A 25404-nucleotide genomic window follows, 5' to 3' on the forward strand; every position below is an offset into this window, starting at 1 on the left:
ACCCTTACGATTGGACGATGGTCCCCATCGAACGAGTTCGAACGCGCGGAGTACTAGACCTGGATTAACTGCCACTGGCCCGCAGCTCGTCAGTTAATGGCCGATTGCAGTCCATTGGGAACGACTCCAATTGGCCAATTTTAGTGTTTCACTCTGCTCGTTGAAACTGAATGCAACTGGGAACACACTGAGTTTGTAAGTCTCAAGACCGTTGGCTATATCACATTTGGTAGAGCTGTAAATTTTCACTACAGAATTTTGAATGTCTATGCGCGACGATTTCCGGGCCCAAACCATTCGTAATCTTGCCGCTCGTGTGGGCTATCACTGCTCGAATCCTTCCTGTATGCGCTCGACTTCCGGCCCAGCATTAGCTGAAGAAGGGACGGTCAACATCGGTGTCGGTGCGCACATAGCAGCAGCGGCACCCGGAGGAAAGCGTTACGACCCCAACATGAGTTCCGCCGAGCGCAGCAGCCCCATGAATGGTATCTGGATGTGCCAAAGCTGTTCAAAACTCATCGATTCCGACGATTCGCGCTTTACGGTCGCACTGCTGCAAGAATGGAAAGACACGGCAATACAACGGGCGTTGGGTGCGATCGCCGGTGGCGAACAGCTAGGTTCTATTAGGCCTGCTGAACTGCTCGATGATGCAGACCAGGATTTCCTTCGGGGGCTCAACCTTCCAACCGTTGAAGCGATCGATGCTGTCGGAGGACGACTTCGTGCGGCGACACTAAGAGACATTCAAGGTTTCCGTGCTGCACCCGGTCAACCCGCGCGAACCATTGCGCTAACGCTAAGACTTGAAGGTAGTTCCACACCCCCAGTGACGTTTGAGAGCTTTGCACGACTTGTTTCGCTTGCTGAGCCAGTTGGCGTTGTCGCGGTAGGCGGCACCGGGAAATCGACCACACTTTTACAGCTTGCAGAATGCATGGGAAATCAGGAAGGTTTGATTCCTATGCTTGTCCCCCTCGGTGAGTGGTCTGACCGACTGGAAGATTTTTTTGATTTCGTCCTGCGTCGTAGCGCTTTCTATGGCATCCGGCGAGAACACTTGATGCAGCTGGCCTACCACGGGAATCTTGCTCTGCTGTTGGATGGCTGGAATGAACTACCAGCCGATGCTCGGTTGCGAGCAACTCGTGACCTGACGGCGTTACAGCGCGACTACCCGCAACTCGGCATTGTCATCAGCTCACGACGTCAGGCTCTACCGGACATTCGGCCGATTATCGTGATCGATCCCCTTTCCGATGAGCAACAGCTAGAGATCGCGCAAGCGGTGAGGGGGGATGAGGGCGTTGGTTTTGTGGATAGGGCATGGCGAACGCGTGGAGTGCGCGAGTTAGTGAGCAATCCACTTTATTTAAATGCTTTGCTGACGTTGCCCACAGGTGCGGAATTCCCGGTGACGAAGGAAGCGGTGTTGCGCATGTTTGTGCAGCAAAATGAGAGCGCACCTGAGAAAGTCGAACGTTTGCAGAGAGATGCTGTTGGTCAGCATAAAGCCTTTTTGATTGGGCTTGCGGTCGAAGCAATCCGTGGCGCGAATACTATAGTCGCCGACACCAGCGCTAACCGCATCATTTCAGATGTCACGAAGTGTCTTATTGCAGGGGGACAAATTGGCTCAGCACCGCAACCCCGTGCGATTGTTGATGGGTTAGTTGCCGCGCACTTGCTGGTTCGCTCGACTGGCATCGACGGAGCAGTGAGTTTCCAACATCAGTTGTTCCAAGACTGGTATGCGTCTTTGGAAGTAGAGCGTGTGATGCTTGAGGCGTCAGCAGGGGATGCGGATGCGCTCAGCGTGCTGCGCGAACAAATGCTCAATTGGCCGAGCTGGGAGGATTCGGTCCTCTTCGCATGCGACAGAGTTTCACGTGAAGGCGAAGAAGGCGTGTGGTCAGTCGCAGTTGCGATTAATGAGGCGCTTAAAATTGACCCGGTTTTGGCTGCGGTAATGCTCGAGAGAGCCGATGATTTGGTATGGCGGAAGGTGCGCGATGGAGTTCTTGCTTTTATTGAGTGCTGGCACCGTCCGGGAGAACTTGATAGAGCTGTGAGATTTATGGTTGCCTCTGGCAAGCCCGATTTCGTGCAAGCAATTTGGCCGTTTGTGTCAAGCACAGAACGTCAAACTCAGTTCGACCTATTCGGATTAATTGATCGTTTTCACCCCAGTGTCCTCGGAGTCGATTGTGCGATCCATTTGGGTGAGATGCCTACGGCCCAGCGATTAATAGCTTTCCCTGAGATCGCACGCAATAGTGGATTCGATGGCTTAGAACTAGCGGTTGAACTGGCTGCTTCCGATCCTGATCCGGACGTAGTTGCCGCCGTCGTAACTGCACTGGCGTTCCGCCGAGCTGACCGCCATGTGAACCTAATTCTAGAGACTGCTTCGGACGCGGTTTGGGAAGTAATAGCGCACGCGGGTTTCCCTGATCATCTCACTGATGTGGAGCTTAATGCTCGTCTTATTGCTCAGCGCGGAACGGCACGCAATGCTGACGCTACGCCAGGGCAATTGCTTGACTGGATCTTGCAAGAGCGCCCACAGGATACGGAGTTCCAAATTACGCAGCTTATAGGGGCGGTCGAGTTCGAGCCCAATGGCAGCCGGATCGAACAAGCAGTGATGACCTCATTCTCAAAATATCCGCTCGCCGTTGCTGCTGGGCTCGTTGCCAGAATCGCCGCGGATTTACCACTTCCCTATCACATAGAAGACTATCTCAATGAGACGCCACTGATCGATACAGGACCAGTCGCTGAGGCTGCTTTCGACCCGCTCACCTCGGGGCGCCGTTTAAATGCTGCGGCGGCTGTCATTGGCCCGGTCACCATCGCTGTGCTCTTCGACCAGTTGTTTGTGATAGATAGTCAACTAGAGGCTCTTCTCGGTCGATACGATGAGCCATTGTCGAAAGCCTATAATCGATTGGTAGACGCGCTATCCAGTACACGGCAAAACGTCTTCGCGCAGGTGCTTGTGTCCAAATCCGAGGAAGCTAACTATCGTCGCATCGGCTTGCTAGCTGACGTCCTAGCCCGTCATGGTGGTGGCGATACGAAGCCTCCGTTTGACGATGAACATCGCTCGAATTTGTCTCTCGTCGTTGGCACTTGGATGGACACATTACAAGCTATGCCTCAACTACCCCGTAATGTTGCTTCCGAGGTGGCTCGAGCCGCTGAAAGAGTTGCGGATGCAGCGCTGGCGGAACCATTGCTTAATCTCATTGAGCGTGACTTGGTCGAATATGAGATTGAACGTTCTGGTTGGCTTCAAGCTGGGGGACGTGGAGGTGTGATCCCAGCGGGGCATTCGTTGACGTACTCCCGGGCCTTGGCAGCTATGCATGATGCACCCGCCGTCGCAGTCCTTATTCGAGGGTTGAGTGACTTACGTTGGGGTAAGGAGGCAGCAGGGGCGTTGCTGGATATCTGGCTGGCCGATCATTCCCCTTCAAAAAAACCGAACTTCAGTCGGTCGACCGATTATTCGCATCATCTGATTCGGAGAGCGGAGCGCGTGACGCAACGCCCCGTGACTTCAGATTTTGCGGAGGCGATCTTTGCTGTGGCGATGGATTTCGGAGTTGCTTCAAAGTCTGGTGCAGAGCAGAAGCATGCTCTCGTACTTGTCGGTGTAGGTCTTGCTTTACCGCACGGAGCAAAGCGACCAGAAATAGATTTGCTTCTGTCGCTTCCTCAGCCGACACCGTGTAAGCATCGTTTATTGGTAAATGCTGCTCGCGCCGGAGAAGTTATTCCCTCTGCGATATTGATGGAAGGTGTGCAGGCGCTACTCTCCGAAGCCCAGGAACAAAGATGGCGACTTGACGAAAATCGTGGAGAGTTGATGGGATGGATTGACCTGTTCCCTTTTTCCGACGGTCCAGAACGGGTACACGATGCCATATTTATGTTGTCGGATCAGCACCGCAGCCCATACGCTTTACGGCGTCTGTTGGAGACCATTCCCCAAAGCCCCGCCGATACTGCGTTTGTCATGCTAGAACGTCTGGCCGCTGACATCCCCGCATTTTTGGGTGATTCCCAATGGACAAGCGCGGTGTTGAAGTTGAACACTCTGGAGGCGGCTGTTGCGGTGCTTGAGCACCTTAGCGAGGGCCGAATCCCAGGAGGGGATGGCTTCCACCTATCGTCTGAGTTAACGAGGCTTGCCATTTCGCTCCCTGATTTCCATAGGATTCTGATCGAGCGCTACCTTGCACTGCCCCCCGGAAACACTCGCCGTGTTCTTGAAATGGCAATGGATGATTTACCTGGTGAGGATAACTTCATGGCGCTTTTTGAAGGTAATGTCCAAGCCCCTCATCCTTTTCAACATCTGGGTAGGGCGTTAAGAAACCTAGCTATTTCCCGGCGGCCCTCGGAGCAATGGAGGGGCGCTTTTGAAGAGTTTGGATTGCCCCTTAAAGGGATTCGCGCACGACTTTTCGCAATGTTGCCTGCCAACGATGCACGCGCACGGTTGGCCAAACAATGCTTACTGGCAATTGAAGAATACCGAGACGAAAAAGGGCGAATTAACGGCGAGCCGCGGCATCCGGATATAGCAACGGGTCGAGCATGGCCGCCGGAGGCCGAAACTCAATTCGTGTGACGCGGCTATTGGGGCAGACTACAAAGCGAGCTGGTGCGTCTACTGACCGCTTTTGGCCCAGAGTGTGTAAAAACGCTTCGCCAAAATTGAAGTGTGCGCGTCTACGTTAAATCTGAAATTTATCGGCACGTCAGCAGATATGGATTTCGCGTAGAAACGCGATTTTCAGTCCAGTTTTGAGTAGCTGTCGCGCTCAAAACTGTTTTTACACAGCCTCGGCCGGCTGCTGCCGTTCTCCAGAGGCAGCGGTGGATCGATAGCCGCCTGTCGTGCATTTGTCGGCGTAGGGTTTCGGCTAACTACCACATCCTGCTCGAAATCGCGCTCACTATATTTATGGTCAGCGCACACACCCTGATCAGGCGGGCCGAGAAACGCTGCGTCAAGCAGGCAAAAAGCAGTACTGGAGCGTGAGTGGTCGGAGCTATGCAGTTAGTTGCAAAAAGGCCCAGGCCTGACAGGCCGAGGTCAGTCGTCAGTATCTGATTCAAGGGCCTTGGCTTCTGCTTCCCCCGGCAGCGTATCAATGACGCTTACGCTCGTGCATGCTTTTAATAAGCGCTCCACATCCTTTGCGCTGTATCCATTGGCTTCAATGACAACCGAGCCATCTTTTACTTGGACCATTACGCGTCGGCTTTTCCGAGCCTCGACCCAAGAGATGATCACTTTAGCAATGCCGTTCCAAGGCATAGCATCGCTCAGCGCTGAGATCATCTCGGCAAATCCCGAAGCCTGCGGCTGTCCTGAAAACTGCATCACGCTGGAATGGCGAATGGAGGCATCGTCTAACGCCGCAAGAAAAGAATCCCTACTGTGCTTAAAAAGAGTGAAGCGGATCGCGATTACAGTCTGGTCACTCATTGGTACCGTCCCTTCAGGCATGATTTTAGAAGCGGCATTCCGCGTCCATGGCAATGGTACTCGGGCACTCAATCTCTAACAGTACTCAATCGCTTCTATACGCTTAATCTGAGTTTAGGCTATGGCATTGGGTATCTATCATCGGCAGCAGCGGTATTTACTGCAAATTTCAGCTAGTTGGTGCCTAGCTTCGGTTTCACGAAAATCCCGGCTAAATTCACCAACTAATCTACACTTTATCGTTATATTGGTTTCGCAAGACAGGGATCGTCAAAGCATGAAGCGACTACTTCTCCTAAGTGGCCCGATGGCCAGTGGCAAGACGTCGGTTTCCGCCGTCCTCCAAAAACTCCATGGATTTGTTCCGATCAGCAGCGGCTCCTTTCTGCGTGCGCACCTGGCTACCCGGAGTGAGCCACTTGATCGTCATAACCTCCAAGAACTCGGCGACTCTCTCGACAAGGCCACCGACTTCTCTTGGCTCATAGACTCTGTAGCAAACCCAGCCATCCAAGCTCGGCCAGACGTCGAAAACTGGCTCCTGGATGCTGTCCGCAAGCCCCGGCAGGTTGAACTGTTCCGACTCCGTTTCGGCAGTGCGGTGAGGCACCTGCACATCATTGCGCCCGAGGCTGTCCTGCAACAGAGGTACGCTGCACGAAGCGCTTCCCATCTCGATGAATATAACGCCAGCGTGTTGCATTCCAACGAGCAGAGTGCCCGTTCGCTCTCAGGTTTTGCGGACAAAGTTCTCGATACATCCACGTACACCCCGTTTCAAATTGCGGATCAAATATTAGGAATCTGGGAGATGTAGCTCATGGAAACTCGTCAGATCGTAGTGATCAGTGGCAAGACCTGTAGCGGCAAGAGTGGTTTGGCCAGTTTGTTGGAGAGGGAATTTGGCTTCGCCGTGGTTTGCGATCGTCGAGCCATTGATGATTCCGAGTGGCGCCTTCGCGTGGCGCAACCCGACATACCTGATCGTCGTCACGAAGCGAAAGACGCTGACCAGTGGATGCTTCGGGAAACCCAGGCAGCGTGCGAGGCGGAGAAAGATGGCCGACCGTTAGTGGTGGATCACCTGAATACGCTTGCGCAGGTGCTGCAGTTTCGACAGGTCTTCGGTGCAAACCTGGTGCATGTACACCTTTACGCAAGTGACCCTACGCTCCATGGCCGTTATGCAAAGCGAATAGAGGGTGAAGCCAATCCTTTGTCTTATGGCGAGGTCAATCAGCTCAAGGATCAGGCAGAGATCCAGGCGCTCAAGGATGATGCCGACGTCCGCATTTACACCGAACGCTCGGACTCAAATGACACGCTGGTGCGGGTTGCCGCTCGGTTGCATCTGTACACACCGCCTGAAATCAGATGCGTGGATGTGCTGATTGGCGGGCAGTATGGAAGCGAGGGGAAGGGTAACATCGTCGCTTATCTCGCGCGCGAGTACGACGTGATGATTCGCGTCGGCGGGCCCAATGCCGGACATACGGTAGCCAGTTCTGCCGGCCCTTACATTTACCACCATCTGCCTTCTGGGTCGCGGGACGTGACAGGACGACTGCTTCTCGGCCCGGGCATGACGATTCATTTGCCAGGGCTTTTGAAAGAAATCGAGGAGTGCGGTATCGGCAACGATCGACTATTCATTGATCCCCGGGCCACCATCATTGAGGAAGAAGATATCGGGACAGAGAGGGGCGGGCATCTGGTCTCAACAATTGCATCAACAGGGAGCGGTAGTGGAGCAGCCGCTGCTCGGCGTATTTTGAGCAGGGGTAAAGAGATCCGGCTCGCACGAGATGTTGATGAGCTTCGTCCATACGTCGGTACTCCTGGGAACTATCACGGTTGCACGTCAGACCGTTTGGAAGAGGCCTACCGCAGCGGCCATTCCATATTGCTGGAGGGAACGCAGGGCAGCGGGCTGAGTATTTTTCATGGAGATTATCCTCACGTGACGTCCAGGGACACGAATGTTGCGGGATGCTTGGCTGAGGCTGGTATATCGCCCAGCAGGATCCGCAAAATCCTGATGGTCATTCGCCCCATGCCTATTCGTGTAGGCGACCCCGACGGTGAGGATGGACATACCTCCGGGACGCTCAAACATGCGACGACCTTTGATGACATCGCAGCGTTTGCGGGCCTTGAAGCGCAGGCGTTGAACACCGCAGAGAAAACCTCCACCACCAAACGCAGCAGGCGAGTCGGATGGTTCGAATGGGATCAATTCAGAAAAGCATGCGCCCTGAACGCTCCGACGGATATTGTTCTGACGTTTGCCGATTACTTGAAGTCATCCAATAGCAAGGCGCGCAGGTTCGAGCAGCTCGATCCGGACACGATCAAATTCGTCGAGGAACTCGAGCGCGTTTCTCAGGCGCCTGTCTCGCTTATCAACACCCGCTTTTCCAGAGACCCCCACGCGAGCGATTTACGCTCTCTGATTGATCGGCGGAATTGGACTGCACGTTCTGACAGGAGATAATAGATGGATCTGGACAAGCTGATCGAGCTTTACCCTCGGGTTTATCACATGGCCGAACGCGGCGCTTGGGACAGTATTCGCACACGCGGATTGATGAGTGCCACTGCAGTTCTGGATCACCTCGCAGTGGGAGAAGGTGAGCGCGCCCGATATGAGAGTGAGCATCGTGGACAGAAGATGGATGTGAAGGCAGGCGACCCCTCCAATATCGTACTTCGTGATCAGAAACCGATGCCTGAAGGCCGGTTGGTTAGAGCGCTTACGGGGGGAACAACGCCACGCCAGTGGTATGAATTGATCAACGGCAAAGTTTTCTTCTGGGCCGAGGAAAAGCGCCTCCACGGTCTGCTCGGAGCTCGCGATTATCGCAAGCTGGAACATGACGTCCTGACTCTCAACTCGTCGATTTTCATCCCCGCATATGCCGAGGCCATCTGGCTGTGCCATATGAATTCGGGTAATACCTGGCCGATGCCACACCGTCGCAGCACGGACATCTTCTGCAAGATTGGGGACTACCCGGTGAAGCGTTCTGGCAAGCCCGTGAAAAACGTCGTCGAGCTAGTTGTCGATTACGCCGTTCCCAACATCGCGGATTATGTGGTGGAAGTTCGCAGGATGCAGGGCAGCGAGGTATTGGGCGTCATTGGTTAGTTGTCATCCATGGAGCGGGGAAGTATGCCGCGAAAGCGTTTAGCCGCTCGTTTATTGGTGATCAGTCCAAGCGACCGACTGCTGCTTTTTAAGATTCACTATCAGGCTGGTGTTTTGGCGGGCATGAGCTATTGGGCGACGCCCGGTGGAAAGCTCAAGGATGAAGAGTCGTTTGAAGCGGCGGCAATACGTGAACTCTACGAGGAGACTGGCATTGAGGTACCTTTCGTAGGTCGCTGTATCGCACACAGGGAGTTTCTGTGGCAGATGCCTGATGGCGAGCATGTGCTTGCGGTCGAAAATTACTTTACGGTGTACACAGGTACCGAGCAGTGCTCCTGCGCCCAGTGGAGTGACCGGGAGCGCGAAGCGGTATGTGAAGTGAGGTGGTGGTCTTCAGGAGAGCTTGCGGCTTGCCATGAAAAGGTTTTTCCGTCGGATCTGAATAATCTGTTTGGCAGGGCTCTTGATCATAGCGTCGGGTGAGTCCTGGCAGCCAGATCCCCGATGAGTGTTATGGTGAAGCAGATGTTTGAATCGCCCCGAGTTTCGTAGGCACTTTTGGTGCTGCGCTCTTGGCTGATAGCTGCCCCCCCCTGAATGATAGCTCTAGGCGGATAAGACGTCTTCAAAGTGCGAATATTTGGTTGTTCAGCACCACGACGATCAAAGATTTCTAGATCTGAGCTTTGCCAAGCCCTGCTTGATGTGGCCGGCATTTTCTCCCAAAACATATAACGCACCGCGGACATTTTCGCCGACGTCGCGTGATCCCTGGTCCTCGGCGTGGATTACCAACTCCATCAGCGCCCCCTCCAAGGCCAATTGGTTTTCATACAGCCTTTCCAGCAAGTCTGAAAGTGAGTACTCCATCGCCATTTCGTTTAAATTCCTATTGAGAAAACACAAGCATAGCAGTGGCACGGGTTAGAGTCGGTCACTTGATAGATCAGGCTCAACGAGAAAAATGATGAATACAGAACTTACAGAAGAAGAGATACGTCGAGCATTGTTCGGCGACGTCGAGCCGCCTGCGCCAGGCGCCATTGTGCATCAGCAAAATATCGCCCCGGATGATGTACCGGTGCTGCCTGTTACGCGTGCAAAGAAGAAGGCCTCAATCTCAAAAGGTTTTACGCCCAGGTTGAGGGTCACGCTGCGTGTGGGGAACGATTTTGAGGGTCAAATGCACGAGCTGGTGCATGAGGCCGACACGCTGAGCTCTCTGCTCGCAGAGCAAGAGGCAATCAAGGCGGCGCGGAAGAAATTCCGGTACGTGGAGGTGGTATCGGTCAAGTCGATGTAACTGCGTATCGCCGCATCGTTAAAAAGCTGCCCGGTGTGATCGAGGCGGATTTTAGGTGCCAGGGTTGCGATTGTTACCTCACCCCGCTGGAAAAAGGGGATCACGCTGGCGCGCTTTAAGATTGTGGCCGCTGCCAGCGTCTTAGCGCTGATAGATGACCGGTCTCAGACGAAGGGTGAGTCACCGCCATTGCAGTGGCGGCCGTCTCTTTTTTTGATCGGTCGCATCCTGCTTGAAGCGCGTCGGGTGAAGGCACAAGGCGAGCGGCTTCTAGCGGGCGGCCAGGCGATGAACCGTGGTGCTGCGCGAGCATTCGACACACACTCAAACTCAAATCGACCCGCGCGCAGTGCGCGCATACCCAGCAACTAAGGTGGCTCGGTAGCTTCGGTTGCCCCAATTTGCTTGCCCTTCGGGGGTTCTTGGTCATCAACGGTCGATGACTTAAGCAGAGTCGTGGCTCGACTTTCGAGCAGTGCACCGGCTTGAAAGTAGCCCATGACCGTATTCACGCTGCGGTGCTCGGTCATCGCCATGACTTCACCCAGTGGCACCCCCTGACGGCCGGCCTCGGTTACGAACCCTGAGCGCAAACTGTGCGCCGCCCAGTCGCCGTCCAAGCCCGCGAGTTTTGCACGACGCTGAACGATGCGGGCCACCTGGTCAGCTGATAAGCCTGCCGTGCCCACGTTGTCACCCTTATACAGGCGCCGAAACAGCGGCCCCGACGCTGCAGGCGCAGCCTTCAGCCATTCGCTCAGCGCTTGAGCGGCGGGGCCGCGCAACGGTATTTCACGACGGGTGCCGCTGGTGTCGGTCTTGGTGGTGCCTAAGGCATACAGCCAGGTGTCAGCATCCAGGCGACGCACATCGCCGATCTGCAAGCCAACCACCTCGGAACGCCGTCGACCACCACCACTCCAGGCCAATAGGAGCAGGGCGCGGTCACGCTTCCCGCGTACGCCATCGGTGCAGGTGGCCAGCAGTGCCTGCAGCGGCTCAAGCACAATCGCGGTTTTCTTGCGCACGGTCACACCCTGGCGCGACTGGGCCTTGCGTGCGTCACGCAGCAGGGTTTTCAGGGCTGGCGCTTCGGTGGGGCTGTCCCAGCCCTGCAAGCGGTGCCATTTGCCGAGCACCGAGAGGCGATGACTGACCGTGTTATAGGCCAGCGTCCCCAATCCGCCCTTGACCCGTGCGGCCACCAAGGCGGCATCGATCGCTGGCGGTAGCAGGTGCGCCCACGTGCCGTCGCCCAGCGGTCGGGCCAGGTGATCCAGGACGAACTGTACCGCCATCGTTGCCGGCAGAGGGGCGTCGCCCAGCGTCTGGCGATAGCGCAGATGCAGCCAGGCGGACCAATAGGCGAGGGCGCTGCGATAGCTGCGCACGGTGTTGGCCGCCGTGCCGGCGGCGATAAACGCCGCTGCTGCGTGCTGCGCGTTCATGGCCAAGACATGCGGATCCAGCGGGGTTTCGTCGACTAGGGTTAACTGATCTGTAATATTTAATACGTTCAACGTATGATAATTCCATTATTCAGAAAATAACGTCGGATAATCTTTCATTATCAGACCTTATTCGTAAAGGAGCATGGCATGGCGATAGGCGTCCCGGAAAATGAGGTGTTCGCCGCCGCGGATGCGGTGCTGGCTCGCGGTGAGCGGCCGACGGTCGAGCGCGTGCGTATCGAGCTAGGCCGCGGCAGTCCGGCCCGGGTCGGCGGTCTGCTCGATCAATGGTGGGCGCGCTGACTGAGCGGCTGAACGGCGAGACCCGCCTGCCAGCACTGCCGGCCGAGGTGGCGCGGGCCTTTGTCGCAGTGTGGCAGCAGGCCATGCATCTGGCACAGGTTGCCGCCGAGCAGGCGCTGGTCGAGCAGCGCCAAGTGCTGGCCGGCGAGCGCGAGCGGGTTGCGGCGGTTGAGGACCAGGCGCGCCAAGACGCTGCGCAGTGTCGCCAACTGGCGGCGGACGCGGTGGCGGGGCGCCATGCGGTCGAGTTGCGCCTCACCGACCTGGAGCTGCTGCTGTCCCAGCGCCAGACGCAGATTGAGGACCTGCAGCAGCGGCGTGAAGGCTGGCTGCGCGAGCGCCGTGAGGCGCAACAGCACAGCCTGGCGTTACAACAGGAGTTGCAGGCGCTGCGACTCAAGGCCGAGCAGGAGCGCGTCGCGCAGGAGAGCTACGTGCGCGGTGTCGAGGATCGCGCGCACCGCGAGGTCGACCGCGCCCGGGAGGAGGGCAAAGCCATGACCTGCAGTTCAAGGAGGTCGGACGGCAGTTGGAACACCTTAAACAGCGGGTGGAGACGATCCAGACCGAACTGAGCCAAGCCCAGCAATACGCCGCGGCAGAGCGAGCCCGGGCCGACACGCTGGAGCCGCATCTGACGCCGGGGCATCAGGCGCCGGCCGTCAAACGTAAGCCGCGGCCGCGAAAACCTCTGGTGTCGAAGAGCGCCCCCTGAAGAGGACCGGAGCGACTGGGGGCCACCCGGCTCCGGGTGCCGGTACCGCGGCAACGGCCAGCCCCACGTTCCATGGCTTCGATGGCAGGGCATGCGTCGCAGCGGGCTGTGCCCGTCGCTGGCTGGCGCACCTCGATCGCCCAGGCGACGCCTTGTCAGTACGCACCACGCAGCGCAGCGTTCCCCGGCGACTAGCGCTGGCTTGGCGCGCACCGTAGGCCTGTCGAGCTGGGTCGCGGCGAGTTTGGCGCGGTAGCCAATAAGCGCGGTAACATGTTCTTTCATCACCGTCGGACAGTTCTAGAGGTTTTGGTGCACATAGATTTTCAAAGTATTGAGAAAAAATTCCGGACCCGCGTCCAGCCTGAGGACATGGTGCTAACGCATACAATGGAGGTGGTTGTTGCAGGAGCTCTCCGTCGGTTAGCCGTAAAGACTACTGTATTGCAAGGCGTCTTCGCCGCGGATGGCGAGACTGAAACTGCTGGCTACGAGTTCGAATACTTTCAAATCAGTGCACCTACCCCACATAAAAAATTGGGGTTTTTGCCGCCCTTCCAGTACAAGCCGACCACCAATACATTTTCGGCCACCATTTGCCACACGACAAAGACCGTGCGCTTTGGCCCTGTCAATGCCATCAAGGCGAGCCCTGACAAAATTGGCATTGGCAGCGCCCTGATGGGGGCTGTTATCGAGTGGCTGCAAGGCCAACACCTGACGAGCTACTGCGTTGCCCCCGGAAGCTTGGCGGAGGCGCATGCCATTGAGGATGAGGCAAGGAAGAACCGAAACAAGTTTTATATGGCTCACGGCTTTCAACTGTCGAGCAAATGCGGTTTGTTGCACGGCCTCGATGTCGTTGAAGGAACTTTCGCTGCCGAATCGGTTGGATCCCTGACCACCAGCTATAAACGGGGAGTGAGGGTTGCACCAATAACGCACGCAGCTGACCCAGCCCCATCCTCGGCGTCTCTTGTCGGCTGGTTGCGGGCACGTATACAGCGGCTCAAGTGGTGGCCGAATTAGCCGGTCACTCGACGTCAGTGCTCGGGAGCCTGACAACGTCAGCGAGACACGGCCACAGCATGGGAAATGCGTGTCGGGGTTGTCAAAACTCAACTGCTACAAGCTTTTGCCGGGCTGAGAAGGCGAGCAAAAGAGGCATCGCTATAGATCCGGCTCGACCGTCAACGTCGGTACGGCACCGAGGGAGCGGCCGGGCTTGGCGGAGCTGCGCATACGCAGGTGGAACGTGGCCGCATAGTCCGTCGCGATAGAGATCGGCTGCATGTGACTCTGGTCGTGTGAGCAGTAAGGACAAAACGCTGTATCGGGTGGATTCACCAGGTGGCAGGTGGAGCATTCGGTGCCGTATCCGTACTCGGCAGAGACTTTCACAGTTGTGCCAACGATTTGAGCTTCGCGTAGTTCACGTTTCCCAGTGACGTTGGAGGGCCGTGGTTTCGATGACTGCTACTGCTACAGGCTTTTGCTAGTGTGCGGAGGGCGGTATAAGAGGGCGCATCACTACAAGCCCGACTTGATGGTCGGCGCCGGTAAGGCCTAGGGATGGGGCCAATGCGCTTCGCAAGTCGGCAGCCTCCGTGCTTGCATCCAATGTCCGGTGCTTTTTCTGCTTTTAAGTCCATCGTCAGCTCCTTTAGTTTTGGTGCGCGCCGATTCCAATGAACTAGTACCGGATGTAATGAGACTGTCATGAACTGTCGTTACTGTGCCTAGCAACTGCATAGGGGTTTGATGGCGCAGGTGATGACTGCCAGTCATACCGGTAGAGCCAATAGTTTCAAGGGATAGGACAAAGCTTTCTCGTGTTAAATCGTCTGACAAAGTGATTGGCCGATAATCGTCTCTTCGGTATTTCGAACGACTAATAGCTGCTAGGTGCAAGCTCTCCAAGAGCCATTGCATTCATGAATGATAATTCTGCAGGTGCCTCAATGGATGAAGCAATCATTAGCCCTTTACTCGCGACGATCCCCGGTATTCAGCACGGTTTTGGTTGTCGAAAGAAAAACGTGCCACCAAGTGTTGCTCCTTATTGGGAGCAGCGTGCAACTAAGCGGCAAGTGCACGGCGCGCGAGTAGTACAGGTGTCAGAGTATTGCGAAGATGTGGGCGACGCTGATGGTCTTATCACCTATCAGCCCGGGCTCGTGCTTTCTATTCCAACTGCAGACTGTATTCCCGTGCTATTGGCGCGCGTTGATGGTGGTGCAATAGCTGCACTGCACATCGGATGGCGAGGTGCGTACGAGGGGATTGTGCACGAGTTTGGCGGTGTCCTAGCTGGTGTTGGGGAAGATCTCAGCCGCTGGGTTGCTGCCTTGGGGCCGTGTGCTCAAGGGTGCTGCTATGAAGTGTCGGAGCAGCTAATTGACGACTTCGAGCAGAAGGTCAAAATTCCCCGTGCTGCGTTTTCTCCGCAGCCCCGCAAATTGTCGCTGACCATTATTGTGCAAACACAACTGAATTGTATTGGGGTTGCGAGGCACTCCAATAGTGGTGAATGCACCATTTGCGGTACCGAACGTGTAGAGGGCGCTTCTCCGCGATTTCATAGTTATCGCAGGGACGCAATGCGTGATCCCTCCAAAGATCTTCAGTATGCAGCCATTGTGCTTGCGCCATAATATCATCCAGAACGCATACGAAAATTATGACCTCAGAAATCAGCTTTGCAATCCAGGCAGCAGAACGCATATTGGCAGTTTCTTCGAAACGTCCGTTGTGTAATTTATACCCTCAGGTTTACGAAGCTACTGGTGAGGCAGTACGAGTTGATTGTGGGGAGCTTGCTTTTAGCATTGTCTCGCAACCGATCATTGCGCAAATGGCTGATCGTGTTCTTCATGCCCGTCATGGAGAGATAACACTTGAGCACAGCCTTACTCCTTTGTCTCCACGGGATCACGCGATACTCATTGAATGGGTTGAGTTGTTTCGTGAGTACGGCGGGGAAGTCAACTCCGTGTGCAGTTGTGGATAAAGCCCAGTAAGGAAGTGAGATGTATTTAGACCCTGAGGCGTACGACGTTCAATATGACGTTTCATCGAAAAAGACTCTCCACGACTTCGTCCTGGAGCAAGCGGAACTTACGCCACTTGCTTGCGCCATTGCTGGAGACGGAGCGCAAGCGCTGACTTATCAGGAGTTAGTCGCTCGCTCAAACCAATGGATGGCAGCGCTTGTACAACTTGGCACGAAGCCAGGAGAGCGCATTGCTGTTGCTCTTCATCGCACCCCGGACCTTATCTGTGCTTTGCTCGGCATATTGCGAGCTGGTTGCACCTATGTGCCGCTTGATCCTGCTTACCCGGCAGCTTATCGGGAATTTGTTCTTGAGGATTCAGCGGCGCGCGTCGTATTGTGCGACGACGCGAGCGACGTGCCACAGGCTCAGCATCAAGTTAAAATCTGCACGGCTGAAGATTTGCCCTCAGTGTCAGAGGATCAGCCGAATGCCCAGATCGACGATGGCTCAATTGCCTACCTCATCTACACATCGGGATCGACAGGAAAGTCCAAGGGCGTGCTGGTCGGTCATAACAACGTCGTCAATCTAATTCAATGGGCGCTTGATCGCTACACTCACGAAGAGACAAAGTGCGTTCTGTTCTCGACATCGATTTGCTTTGATATATCGGTGTTTGAGATGTTTTTGCCCCTCTCTTGCGGCGGTACGGTATATGTCGTTAGCGATGCCTTGTCTCTCGTCGATGATACGCCATCACTCCCGATCTCATTGATCAATACGGTACCAAGCGTCATGCGCGAATTGCTGCGCATGAATGCCATACCGACGACGGCGCGTACGATAAACGTCGCGGGCGAGCCGGTAAACGCCGATCTCGTTCGTGACCTTCACGCGCAACCTGGGGTGAGCCGCGTATGCAATCTTTATGGCCCGACTGAAACGACCGTTTACTCCACCTTCTGCGAGCTAACGTCCAAAGACTCATCGCCTACCATTGGCCGTCCCATTCGTGAAACGTCCATTCGCTTGGAGGGAGAGAATGGAGATGAAGTGAATGCCGGTGATGTAGGGGAAATTGTCATTTTGGGGGCCGGTGTTGCTGCCGGATATCTAGGGCGTCCGGATGATATGCGGGCCAGGTTCTTCACCAAGGAAATTGGGGGAAGAACCGTACGTGGATACCGGACGGGTGACCTTGGCCGCTGGCGAGCAGATGGGAACCTAGAGTGTTTGGGACGGAGTGATGATCAAATCAAGATACGCGGGTTCAGAGTTGAGCCGGCGCAAGTAGAAGATCTGCTTCGGCAGTGTCCTGGAGTGATCGACGCTGCCGTGGTAGCGGTTGCTGTCGCTGGCGAGCCATTGCGCCTAGTCGCCCATCTCTCTACGGACAGCGTAAGCGAAAAAATCATCGAGGGTGCTCGTTCGACATTAATGCAGCGTCTTCCGCGCTACATGGTTCCAACTGAATGGAAGACGTGCCCTCTGATCCCGCGTTTGCCGAACGGCAAGGTAGACCGGGTACGCCTGAGGACGATGGACGATGTCGATAGACAGTTGTCGCCGCTTGCTTGGCCTTCCTACCAACAGCTGGAGGCCTTGCCGGAGGGCATCCTGAACGTATTGCTCCACCCCATTAAATCCCCTCTGGAGCACGTCATTTCGGCAGCTTTGGCGGTGGCCGTGGCCCGCGTCGCCCAACTCGATGTTGTTCATGTCATGCTCATTGGTGCCTCAGCCGAGGGGCTAAAATTCGTTTTTGACGGTGAGGCTACGTTCGCCAGTTGGGCAAGCAGCGCTGCTTTATATGAGGCCAATGATGCTGAGGTTCGGCTTGTTTTGGGGGAGGGAGCAGTCGCTAAATGGACTTACAGCAGCGATGTGCAACGGAAGATCGAACACGTTAACGTCGCCGATAGTTTGAGTGCTGTACTGCAACGGATTGTAAGCGAGCCAATGAGTCTCCTAAGGGACTTGCCGCTTCTGGGGGCCGATGAGTACATCAGGTTAGTTCAGCAATCGAATGCGACCGACGAAGAGATCCCTGGCCATGAGACGTTGGTCGGCCTAGTTGAAGAGCAAGTCATGCGGACCCCGAACGCGCTTGCCATCGCATTTGAGGATGAGTGCACCAGCTATGCAGAACTGGACGCTCGGGCCACGGATGTAGCTCGACACTTGCGTTCGCTTGGAGTGGGTCCTGACTGCATTGTCGGAGTATTTGCCGAGCGGTCCATCGACATGGTCGTTGCGTTATTGGCCACCCTTAAGGCGGGAGGTGCCTATCTCCCCCTTGATCCCACGCTGCCCGCCGATCGCATTCGGTTCATGGCAGACGACGCTAAAGTGGCGATCATCTTAGCTCAACGTCATTTGCAGAACCGCCTGCCCGTGCTGTCCCAGCCTGTTTGCTGGTTGGAAGATGAGCATGGGAATAACAACGACATTAATCTGCCACCGGTGGCAACCAGTCATCTAGCTTACGTCTTGTACACCTCTGGCTCCACAGGCCAACCCAAAGCGGTCTGCATTACTCATGCGGGAATTGTGAACCGGATTCTCTGGATGCAGCGTGCCTATCCGATCTCTGGAGATGATCGAATCCTGCAAAAGACGCCGTTCTCATTTGATGTCTCCCTGTGGGAATTTTTCTGGCCGCTGACCCAAGGAGCCATGCTGATTATGGCTAAACCCGGTGGCCACCAGGATGCGCAATACCTTTATTCGCTAGTCGAACAAAAGGGCATTACCGTAATGCACTTTGTTCCCCCCATGCTGGAGCCGTTTCTCAATGAGGTTGTAGAGGGGCAGTGCGGTTCGTTGCGCCATGTCTTTTGTAGCGGTCAAGAATTACCTGTCGCGCTCGCCAGGGCTTTTCACCAGTGCTTGTCTGATACGAGCCTGCACAATCTGTATGGTCCAACCGAGGCCTCGGTGGATGTGTCGTCTTGGACGTGCTTACCGGGCGATACGTCGCTCAGCATACCCATTGGGCGTCCTATCGCAAACACACAGCTATATGTGCTGGACTCCTGCTTACAACCTGTTCCGGCAGGTGTAGTTGGAGAGCTGTTCATTGCAGGGGCGGGGCTCGCTCGCGGTTACCTGGGAAAGCCAGAACTGACTGAGCAGGTCTTTATAAACAATCCATTCGGTTCCCCAGGTTCCCGTATGTACCGTACGGGCGACCGTGTGCGTTATCGTGTCGATGGCGCATTGGAGTACCTCGGCCGACTAGACACACAGATCAAATTACGCGGTGTACGTATTGAGCTTGGCGAGATTGAGCATTTGATTGCTCAACAGCCCGGCGTTTACGCGACAGCGGTGTTGCTGCATGAGCCCACGCCGCATTCGCAGCAACTGGTTGCTTACGTGGCGACGAAGAATCAAAAGATCGATAGAGGTGCATTGCGCGAAGCATTGGCGGCTACGCTACCTGTCTACATGCTTCCAAGCGTTTGGGTGGTGATGGAGTCTCTGCCGCTTAACGCCAATGGCAAAGTAGACAGAAGAAATCTACCAGCCCCCGTGCAGGAGATCGGTGAGCCGCTTACACGTGAGGAGGAGCCGGTCTCTTCGCTTGAGAAGGTGATTGCAGGCATATGGTCTGATGTTATTGGCATCGCGGCAGTAGGGCGCAACGATCACTTCTTTGAAATCGGAGGCGACTCCAGAGCGGCGCACGTGGTTGCTCATCGTCTGGCTAAGACTCTGTGCGTGGCCGTTCCAGTTTCAACGTTGTTCGAGTCACCGAAACTAACTGAATTTAGTCAACGAGTTGCGCTGAACAAAAAAATCGATGCTTTGCCTTTCGGTGGCCTTGTACACGTGAAAGCGCTACCGATGACGTCTGCGCAACGCCAGATGCTGAGTTTCTCAATGCTCATGGCGCCAGCGCCCGTTGCCAACGTTGCCTTTTGCTTGAAGTTCGTTAGTCGGGTATCGCTTTCCGAAATTGAGGCGGCACTGAAGCAGGTTCAAAAGAACAACCCACTCTTGTCTGCTCGTGCCAGTGAGGACGGGGAATGGGTATTTTCTGACCTTGAGCTGCCTCTGTTGATCGAGTCGATTGCTGCCGACGATAAAGTGCTCTACGCGAAAGTAGTCGCCGCAGCGCGCACGCCCATCGACCCTCGGGACGGGTACGGATGGCAAGGGCAGCTCTTCCTTCGACCAGATCTCGCTCCTTGGCTTCTGCTGACCCTGCACCATCTGTTGGTAGATGAAGTGTCGGTCGACATCATCATGCGGCAGTTTCAGAAAGCGCTCGAAGGTGTTTCTGGGGAGCCACAAACGGCACAACCTGAGTTCATGCCGCACGATGAGATAACTGACGAAAAAGATATCGCTTGGTGGAAATGCAAAGTTGAACGGGTACCACCCATTTCGATTCCTCTTGATTTCACCGCAAGTACGGCTTCCCATGGACAACTTGATTGCGAGAGGAGACGTCACCTTTTTGGGGCCACCACTTGGGCAAAAATTGGAGAGGTCGCTTCAATTCGAGGCTTGACGCGATACGAATTTCTTGTTGCGTCACTGTCGCGTTTGCTTTCGATTTGGAGCGGGCAGTCACATGTAGTCTTGGGCACCATGATGTCGACGCGTTCGCCATTCCTAGACCCGCAGATAGGCTTCGAAGCTGCACTTGTGCCGCTTATTATTGAGATGAGCCAAACAGCCCCGTGGGCGGATGTTCTTGGCGTTGTGCGTGACGCCGTGCGCAGTAGCCACTTACATGCCCACGCATCTGCGATTCAGTTGCAGGGGCTCGCGCGTGCTCTCTACGCAGGGAAGGACCTTCTCCCCGTGCGTTTCGGCATGATCGATGCCCCAGCGCGGCGTTTGGAAAAATCTGACTTCATTGCTGAGGAAGTCAATCTGGGGGTGTCTGACGCGCTTCTGGATTTCCAAGTGCGGGTTCACAAGACAGGTGCAGAGCTTTACGTTGATGGCCGCACCGCCTCTTTTCGTGGTGAGACCCTAGATTGGTTGCTGAGCGGCTGGGTTGCGTCAATTGAAGCGTCAGTTAAAGGTACTCCGTTCTCGCTATCACCTTCCGCATGCGCTCCTGCGGTGCATTCAGTCGATACGCGATCCGTTGTGGATTGCTTCGAAGAGCACGTACAGCGACACCCGGATGCTTGTGCAATCTCTGCTGACGGTATGTCGATATCGAGAAAAGCTCTACACGAGCTTTCTCGTAACATTGGCGCGCACCTCAACCGGGTTGCAGCACCTGGAGCCCCGGTCATCATTTGGTGTGGCAGTGTGATTTCCTCTGTAGCAGCCATGCTTGCTTGCCTGCAGAACCGATGTGTTTTTGTCCCTGTCAGCCAGAAGGAACCGGTAAGCCGATTAGGTGATATTGTTAGTTCGGTCGGTGCACAAGTGGCCATAGTCGACACGGCTTCTTTGTGGCCATCGGCAGAAGTCCCTATTTCATCCATTATCAATGTTGCAGACCCAAAAGACTCTGGTCCGATATCAATAGTGGCAAGAGGTCCTGTCCCCGGGGCGTCTGCGCCGGCGTATGTATTATTCACTTCCGGCACCACAGGACGCCCCAAGGGGGTGGCACAAGACGCCGACGCGTTGAATTACCACATCATGACCTACGTACGTAGTGTCGGTATGACGCAGAGCGACCACATTAGTCTTATCGCTGATGTCTGCTACGACGCAGCCCTGATGGATATATTTGGCGCATTGGCAAGTGGCGCACGTTTGGTTGCCTGGAATCTATCCAGGAGTGGTATCGCGGGCCTGCTCGGATGGTTTTCTCAAGAGACCATCACCATCTTTCATGGAACACCGTCGGTATTTCGGGAGGTATTCACAAGCGCCGGTCCCCTTTCCTTGCCGTTGATTCGATGCATCGTCCTTGGGGGCGAAGCGGCTCTGTCCGAAGATCTTGCGTTGTTCAATCGCCGCTGTCCGCCTGAGGCAATCCTGATCAACGGTTTCGGCCCGACTGAGTCCACGATGGCACTCCAGGCACACTTTCGTCACGGTGAAGCCTGTGACTTGCCCTCATTGCCTATCGGTACAGCTGTCACCGGTACCGATATCGCGCTCATTAGCGATGAAATAGGCGAATCGACGATGACGGGAGAGATCGAGATTAGAAGCCCGTACGTCAAACTTGGCTATGTACACCATCCGGACGATCTTGCTGCATTAATTTTGCTCGATACGGCCACCAGACCACGTGCTCATCGAACGGGGGACATAGGTCGCTTTTTACCCGATGGTCGCCTTGTTCACATTGGAAGGCGAGATCACCAAATCAAAGTCGCTGGGGTGCGTATAGAGCCTGCAGAAGTGGAGGCTGCATTGCATCGCCTAGACGGTGTTGCACAAGCATGCTTGCGGTTTTGGCAGCGAGAAGTAGGTAATGCAGCGTTGGTTGCCTATGTGGTACAGGTAGCTGATGCCGGCACCAGAACACCAGAGCAATGGCGAAGTGTTCTGGCCACACGCTTGCCTTCAGCGATGCTGCCGATCGTGATGACAGTGCCGTTGTTGCCCCGACTTTCGAATGGAAAAATCGACTGGAACCAACTGCCATTGCCCGGTTTGACTGGGGCCTATCAAGGACGCAGTCTGACCGAGCATGAGCAGGCGATAGCCGCGACGTGGTCCAAAGTGCTTCGCTTGGAGCACCCAATAGGTCCGGCCGATACTTTCATGCGACTGGGTGGAAACTCATTGATGGCTATGTCGGTATGCGCCGCCGTCGGACGCCTCATTGGACGTCGAATATTGCCCTCATCGTTGTTGCTAGACCCTACGTTAGAATGCTTTGCCGCTGAAAGCAGCCCCTCACAGACGAGCCTTTCAAATACTGTAACCGAATCATTAGCCCTTCTACCGCAGCAGTTACGCTTCTGGTTTAACGTGCAACTGCGTGGCGCTGACGATGGGAATCACATTCTCTGGGCAGCCCGTCTGCATGGGCGCGTCAATTTAGAGGCAGCTGTTGCCGCCATGCGTTGTGTATTCGATCGTCATGAAATGCTGCGGGCCAAAATGGTCGATAGCGATCCACCATCAATCACCATCGCCAATTTCGTCGCAGCACCTCTAGCATTTGAATCGGTGGCACGTTTGCCGGAGGTATTAACGCCGCAGCATCTTCCTGCCAGCCTGCGTGAGCCGTTTGACCTTTGTGATGGCCCTTTGCTACGAGCTGCGATTTTATCGGGACCAGAAGATGACAGACTAGTCATGGTTTGCCACCACATCATCGCCGATGCGAGATCCTGTGAGGTGATCCTGCACGACTTCGATCGTGCTTACGCATCGATAGTCCTCGATGGCGCCCAACCCCAACTGGATGCTCCTCCTTCTTTCGCCCAGGCTGTTACGCGCCTGCAGACGGCGAGTGACCAGGTGCGAGAGGACGCATCCAGTTATTGGCGCAAAGCGCTTGATGGCTCGGTCACCGTGCTCAATCTTCCTGGATTGTCAGTATTGGAGCCTTCGCGCACGGTCACCAGCATACGGAAATCTTTGAAACTAAATGAGCCGTTGCGGAAGTCGCTGTTCGAGTTTTGCAGTTTGAAAGGATTCTCACCGACGGCCGTGTTTCTCGCCGCTTACTCGCTCGTCCTCTGTCGACACGTTGGAGAGAATGACGTCACTATTGGCATGCCGACATCGTTGCGCGAGGCAGGTGAAGATGATGAGCTTGTCGCGCCTTTACTGAATGTTCTGCCGGTGCGTTGTCGGTTGCCTGCTGAAGGAGATTTCTTGGCGCTGTGCCGCCACGCCACCTTAGCGATTGCCGGCGCGCTCGACCACGCTGACTTGCCCTTTGAAGATATTCTCGCGCTTGTTAACCCTGTGAGAGCGTCAGGACGACATCCACTCTTTCAGGCGGTGCTGTCAGTTCATTATTTGAGAGTGGAAACCGGCCGCTTGCGAACGTTGGCGCCGGTTGATACGAACTCCTCAACATTGAGTTGTGACTTGGCCCTAACCGTGGAGTTGCGCGCGGAGGAGGTCGTTTTATCACTTGATGGGATAGGCGGTCGTCTCCACCCTAGATGGCTTGGGCGTGTGTGTGAGCAGATTTGTACCGTGATGACCAATGGCATTGCGAGTGAGCACGCCGCACTGGAATCTATGGTGATTGTTCCGAAAAAGGAGCGAGACGAGATCGTGTATGCATTGGCCTCTGGCGGTAACATGCCAAGGCAGCAAGACTCGATCGTGGAGCAATTTCTTCAAAATGCGCGCAGACGCCCTGGGGCGTGGGCATTACGCGGTCGGCATATGCAGACTTACGCTGAGCTGGCAATGGCCGCACAACATCTGGCAGAGCGGTTGGTTGAGCATGGGGTTAGTAAGGGCTCGATAGTTCCTTTCATCGCGAACGATGACATTAACCCTGCGGCTGTGGCCTTAGGCATTCTCATGGCAGACGCCGCATTTCTGCCGATTGATCCTGCGTGGCCGTCCTCAGTTCGAGAGGCAGCACTTGATGACGTGGGGGCCTCCATCTTGATCGAGCAGGACGGGGCAAGTGTGGCATTGCGCCCGCGCGGGCAGGAAGTTGGACGCAAGAAATCAGAAACCCTAACCGGGGAGGCGGCTGTCTACGTCATTTTTACCTCAGGTTCGACCGCTCGGCCGAAAGCAGTCGCCATTGCCCAACGAGGATTGCTTAACAGGTTCGCCTGGATGACTAGTTTCTTTGGCGATGAAATGCCCAACACGCTTCAGACAACACCCCTTGCCTTCGACAGTGCTGTATGGCAAGTGCTTTGGCCTCTCACGAGAGGTGGCACCTGTGTGTTGCCGGAGCGGCACGAACTATTTGACGTAGAGGCGCTCGCCACACTCGTTGCACGAGAACAGGTCACGGTTGCGGATTTCGTGCCTTCGGTTCTTCAATCGTTGTTGCCAGAGTTCGAGAGTGCAAACTCGGCAGTCGGTCGATTGCAAGGTCTGCGCTGGGTGATACTCGGAGCGGAGCGCCTTCGCGCTGAAACAGCGCGTCGCCTTTCAGCACTCTTGCCAGCCGCCAGAATTGTCAATCTTTATGGCCCGACCGAGGCCACAATCGGATGCATTTATCATGAGATATCTGGCGACACAGGCGCCATTGTTCCCATTGGACGACCACTGCCCAACGTACAAGCCTATGTGACCGGTAAGGACGGCTGGCTCCTCCCACGTGGTGCTGTCGGCGAGTTGGTGGTATCGGGTGATTGTGTCGGTATTGGTTATTTGGGACAGACCACGGCTAATGGATTTTGTACGGTACCGTTCGCAGAAGGTACAGACGCCCGAGCTTATCGTACAGGCGATCTTGTGCGCTGGAACGAGCAGGGAGAACTCGAATATTACGGGCGTATCGACTCTCAATTAAAGATCCGTGGCATACGGATCGAGCCGTCAGGCGTTGAAAAAGTTATATACAGCTACCCGGGGGTTCAGGAGGTAGAGCTTCTTGTTGTCCCCGGTGAGGAAAGCAACCCGCAAGACGAACTGGTCGCGTTCGTGAAACCAAAAAGTGGATATGTGTTGCAGACATCTGAACTGGATCTGTGGCTCCGTGAGCGTTTGCCCGCTGGATGGGTGCCCGGAATGACTGAAGTTATAGACGCAATTCCGCGCCACATTTCCGGCAAGCTCGATACGCAGGACTTGCTATCCAGGGTGAAGGTGAACCGTACCGTTGAAGTGACTGACAGCTCTGATTTGGGTGGCTGCGTACGGCAGATTTGGCGCGAGCTTCTAAAACACACCAATCACATCCCAGCAACTGCGACATTCTTTGATGTCGGAGGGCACTCATTACTGATGCTCGGGTTACGGCGGCGCTTAGTTGAAAGGCTAGGGGTCACGGTCAGTATCGCCGATCTTTTCAGGCACTCGACAGTTCCCTCCCAGGTGGCGCTCCTCGTCTCGCGCGGGGCTCAAATCAATAAGCAAGTTAACTATTCGAATTAGAAATGAC

13 protein-coding genes and 1 pseudogene are annotated in these 25404 nt (G+C 55.3%); 10 read left to right on the top strand and 4 right to left on the bottom strand.

Annotated features, from left to right (window positions below; genetic code table 11):
• Window positions 1–262: 262 nt before the first annotated feature.
• A complete protein-coding gene (locus RHM69_RS04755) occupies window positions 263–4645 on the top strand; it encodes an NACHT domain-containing protein (RefSeq protein WP_139129451.1) in 4383 nt (1460 codons plus the stop codon).
• A gap of 468 nt (window positions 4646–5113) precedes the next feature.
• On the opposite strand, the gene RHM69_RS04760 is transcribed toward RHM69_RS04755, so the two are convergent.
• Window positions 5114–5509, bottom strand: a complete 396-nt coding sequence (locus RHM69_RS04760; protein WP_069556933.1) for a hypothetical protein — start codon at window positions 5507–5509, stop codon at window positions 5114–5116.
• Window positions 5510–5786: 277 nt separating this feature from the next.
• Here RHM69_RS04760 and RHM69_RS04765 point away from each other — a divergent pair, with 277 nt between their 5' ends.
• From RHM69_RS04765 to RHM69_RS04780, 4 genes are read left to right on the top strand one after another with little or no spacing between them, the layout of a single operon-like run.
• The gene (locus RHM69_RS04765) at window positions 5787–6326 is read left to right on the top strand and encodes an AAA family ATPase (RefSeq protein WP_069556932.1); all 540 of its coding nucleotides are present in this window, start codon (window positions 5787–5789) and stop codon (window positions 6324–6326) included.
• Between the two features lie 3 nt (window positions 6327–6329).
• Window positions 6330–8003 (top strand): adenylosuccinate synthetase, encoded by a 1674-nt coding sequence (locus tag RHM69_RS04770; protein ID WP_322255482.1) that lies wholly within the window; start codon window positions 6330–6332, stop codon window positions 8001–8003.
• Window positions 8004–8006: 3 nt separating this feature from the next.
• On the top strand, window positions 8007–8657 hold the full coding sequence (locus RHM69_RS04775; protein WP_069556930.1) for a DUF7002 family protein: 651 nt from the start codon (window positions 8007–8009) through the stop codon (window positions 8655–8657).
• Between the two features lie 24 nt (window positions 8658–8681).
• Window positions 8682–9143: an NUDIX hydrolase gene (locus tag RHM69_RS04780; protein ID WP_069556929.1), complete on the top strand. Its 462-nt coding sequence runs from the start codon at window positions 8682–8684 to the stop codon at window positions 9141–9143.
• Between the two features lie 180 nt (window positions 9144–9323).
• Here the strand turns inward: RHM69_RS04780 and RHM69_RS04785 are convergent, their stop codons facing one another.
• The gene (locus RHM69_RS04785) at window positions 9324–9536 is read right to left on the bottom strand and encodes a hypothetical protein (protein WP_069556928.1); all 213 of its coding nucleotides are present in this window, start codon (window positions 9534–9536) and stop codon (window positions 9324–9326) included.
• 91 nt (window positions 9537–9627) lie between these two features.
• Between RHM69_RS04785 and RHM69_RS04790 the strand changes: the two genes are divergently transcribed.
• On the top strand, window positions 9628–9963 hold the full coding sequence (locus tag RHM69_RS04790) for a hypothetical protein (protein WP_069556927.1): 336 nt from the start codon (window positions 9628–9630) through the stop codon (window positions 9961–9963).
• A 368-nt stretch (window positions 9964–10331) separates the two neighbouring features.
• On the opposite strand, the gene RHM69_RS04795 is transcribed toward RHM69_RS04790, so the two are convergent.
• Window positions 10332–11483, bottom strand: a complete 1152-nt coding sequence (locus tag RHM69_RS04795) for a site-specific integrase (RefSeq protein WP_069556926.1) — start codon at window positions 11481–11483, stop codon at window positions 10332–10334.
• Between the two features lie 78 nt (window positions 11484–11561).
• Between RHM69_RS04795 and RHM69_RS04800 the strand changes: the two are divergent.
• A pseudogene (locus RHM69_RS04800) lies at window positions 11562–12432 on the top strand (DNA-binding protein).
• Between the two features lie 273 nt (window positions 12433–12705).
• Window positions 12706–13461 (top strand): GNAT family N-acetyltransferase, encoded by a 756-nt coding sequence (locus RHM69_RS04805; RefSeq protein WP_019819770.1) that lies wholly within the window; start codon window positions 12706–12708, stop codon window positions 13459–13461.
• Window positions 13462–13602: 141 nt separating this feature from the next.
• Here the strand turns inward: RHM69_RS04805 and RHM69_RS04810 are convergent, their stop codons facing one another.
• Complete coding sequence (locus RHM69_RS04810; protein ID WP_256203228.1) at window positions 13603–13725, bottom strand: hypothetical protein; 123 nt, start codon at window positions 13723–13725, stop codon at window positions 13603–13605.
• Between the two features lie 641 nt (window positions 13726–14366).
• Here RHM69_RS04810 and RHM69_RS04815 point away from each other — a divergent pair.
• Together RHM69_RS04815 and RHM69_RS04820 are read left to right on the top strand one after the other, a co-directional pair.
• Window positions 14367–15086, top strand: coding sequence for a polyphenol oxidase family protein (locus tag RHM69_RS04815; protein ID WP_171905452.1), 720 nt, complete (start codon window positions 14367–14369; stop codon window positions 15084–15086).
• Window positions 15087–15461: 375 nt separating this feature from the next.
• Window positions 15462–25397 (top strand): non-ribosomal peptide synthetase, encoded by a 9936-nt coding sequence (locus tag RHM69_RS04820; RefSeq protein WP_019819764.1) that lies wholly within the window; start codon window positions 15462–15464, stop codon window positions 25395–25397.
• Window positions 25398–25404 lie beyond the last annotated feature (7 nt).

The sequence above is a fragment of the Pseudomonas sp. CCI1.1 genome, from assembly GCF_034348165.1.
GTDB classification, from domain to species: Bacteria; Pseudomonadota; Gammaproteobacteria; order Pseudomonadales; family Pseudomonadaceae; genus Aquipseudomonas; species Aquipseudomonas paracarnis.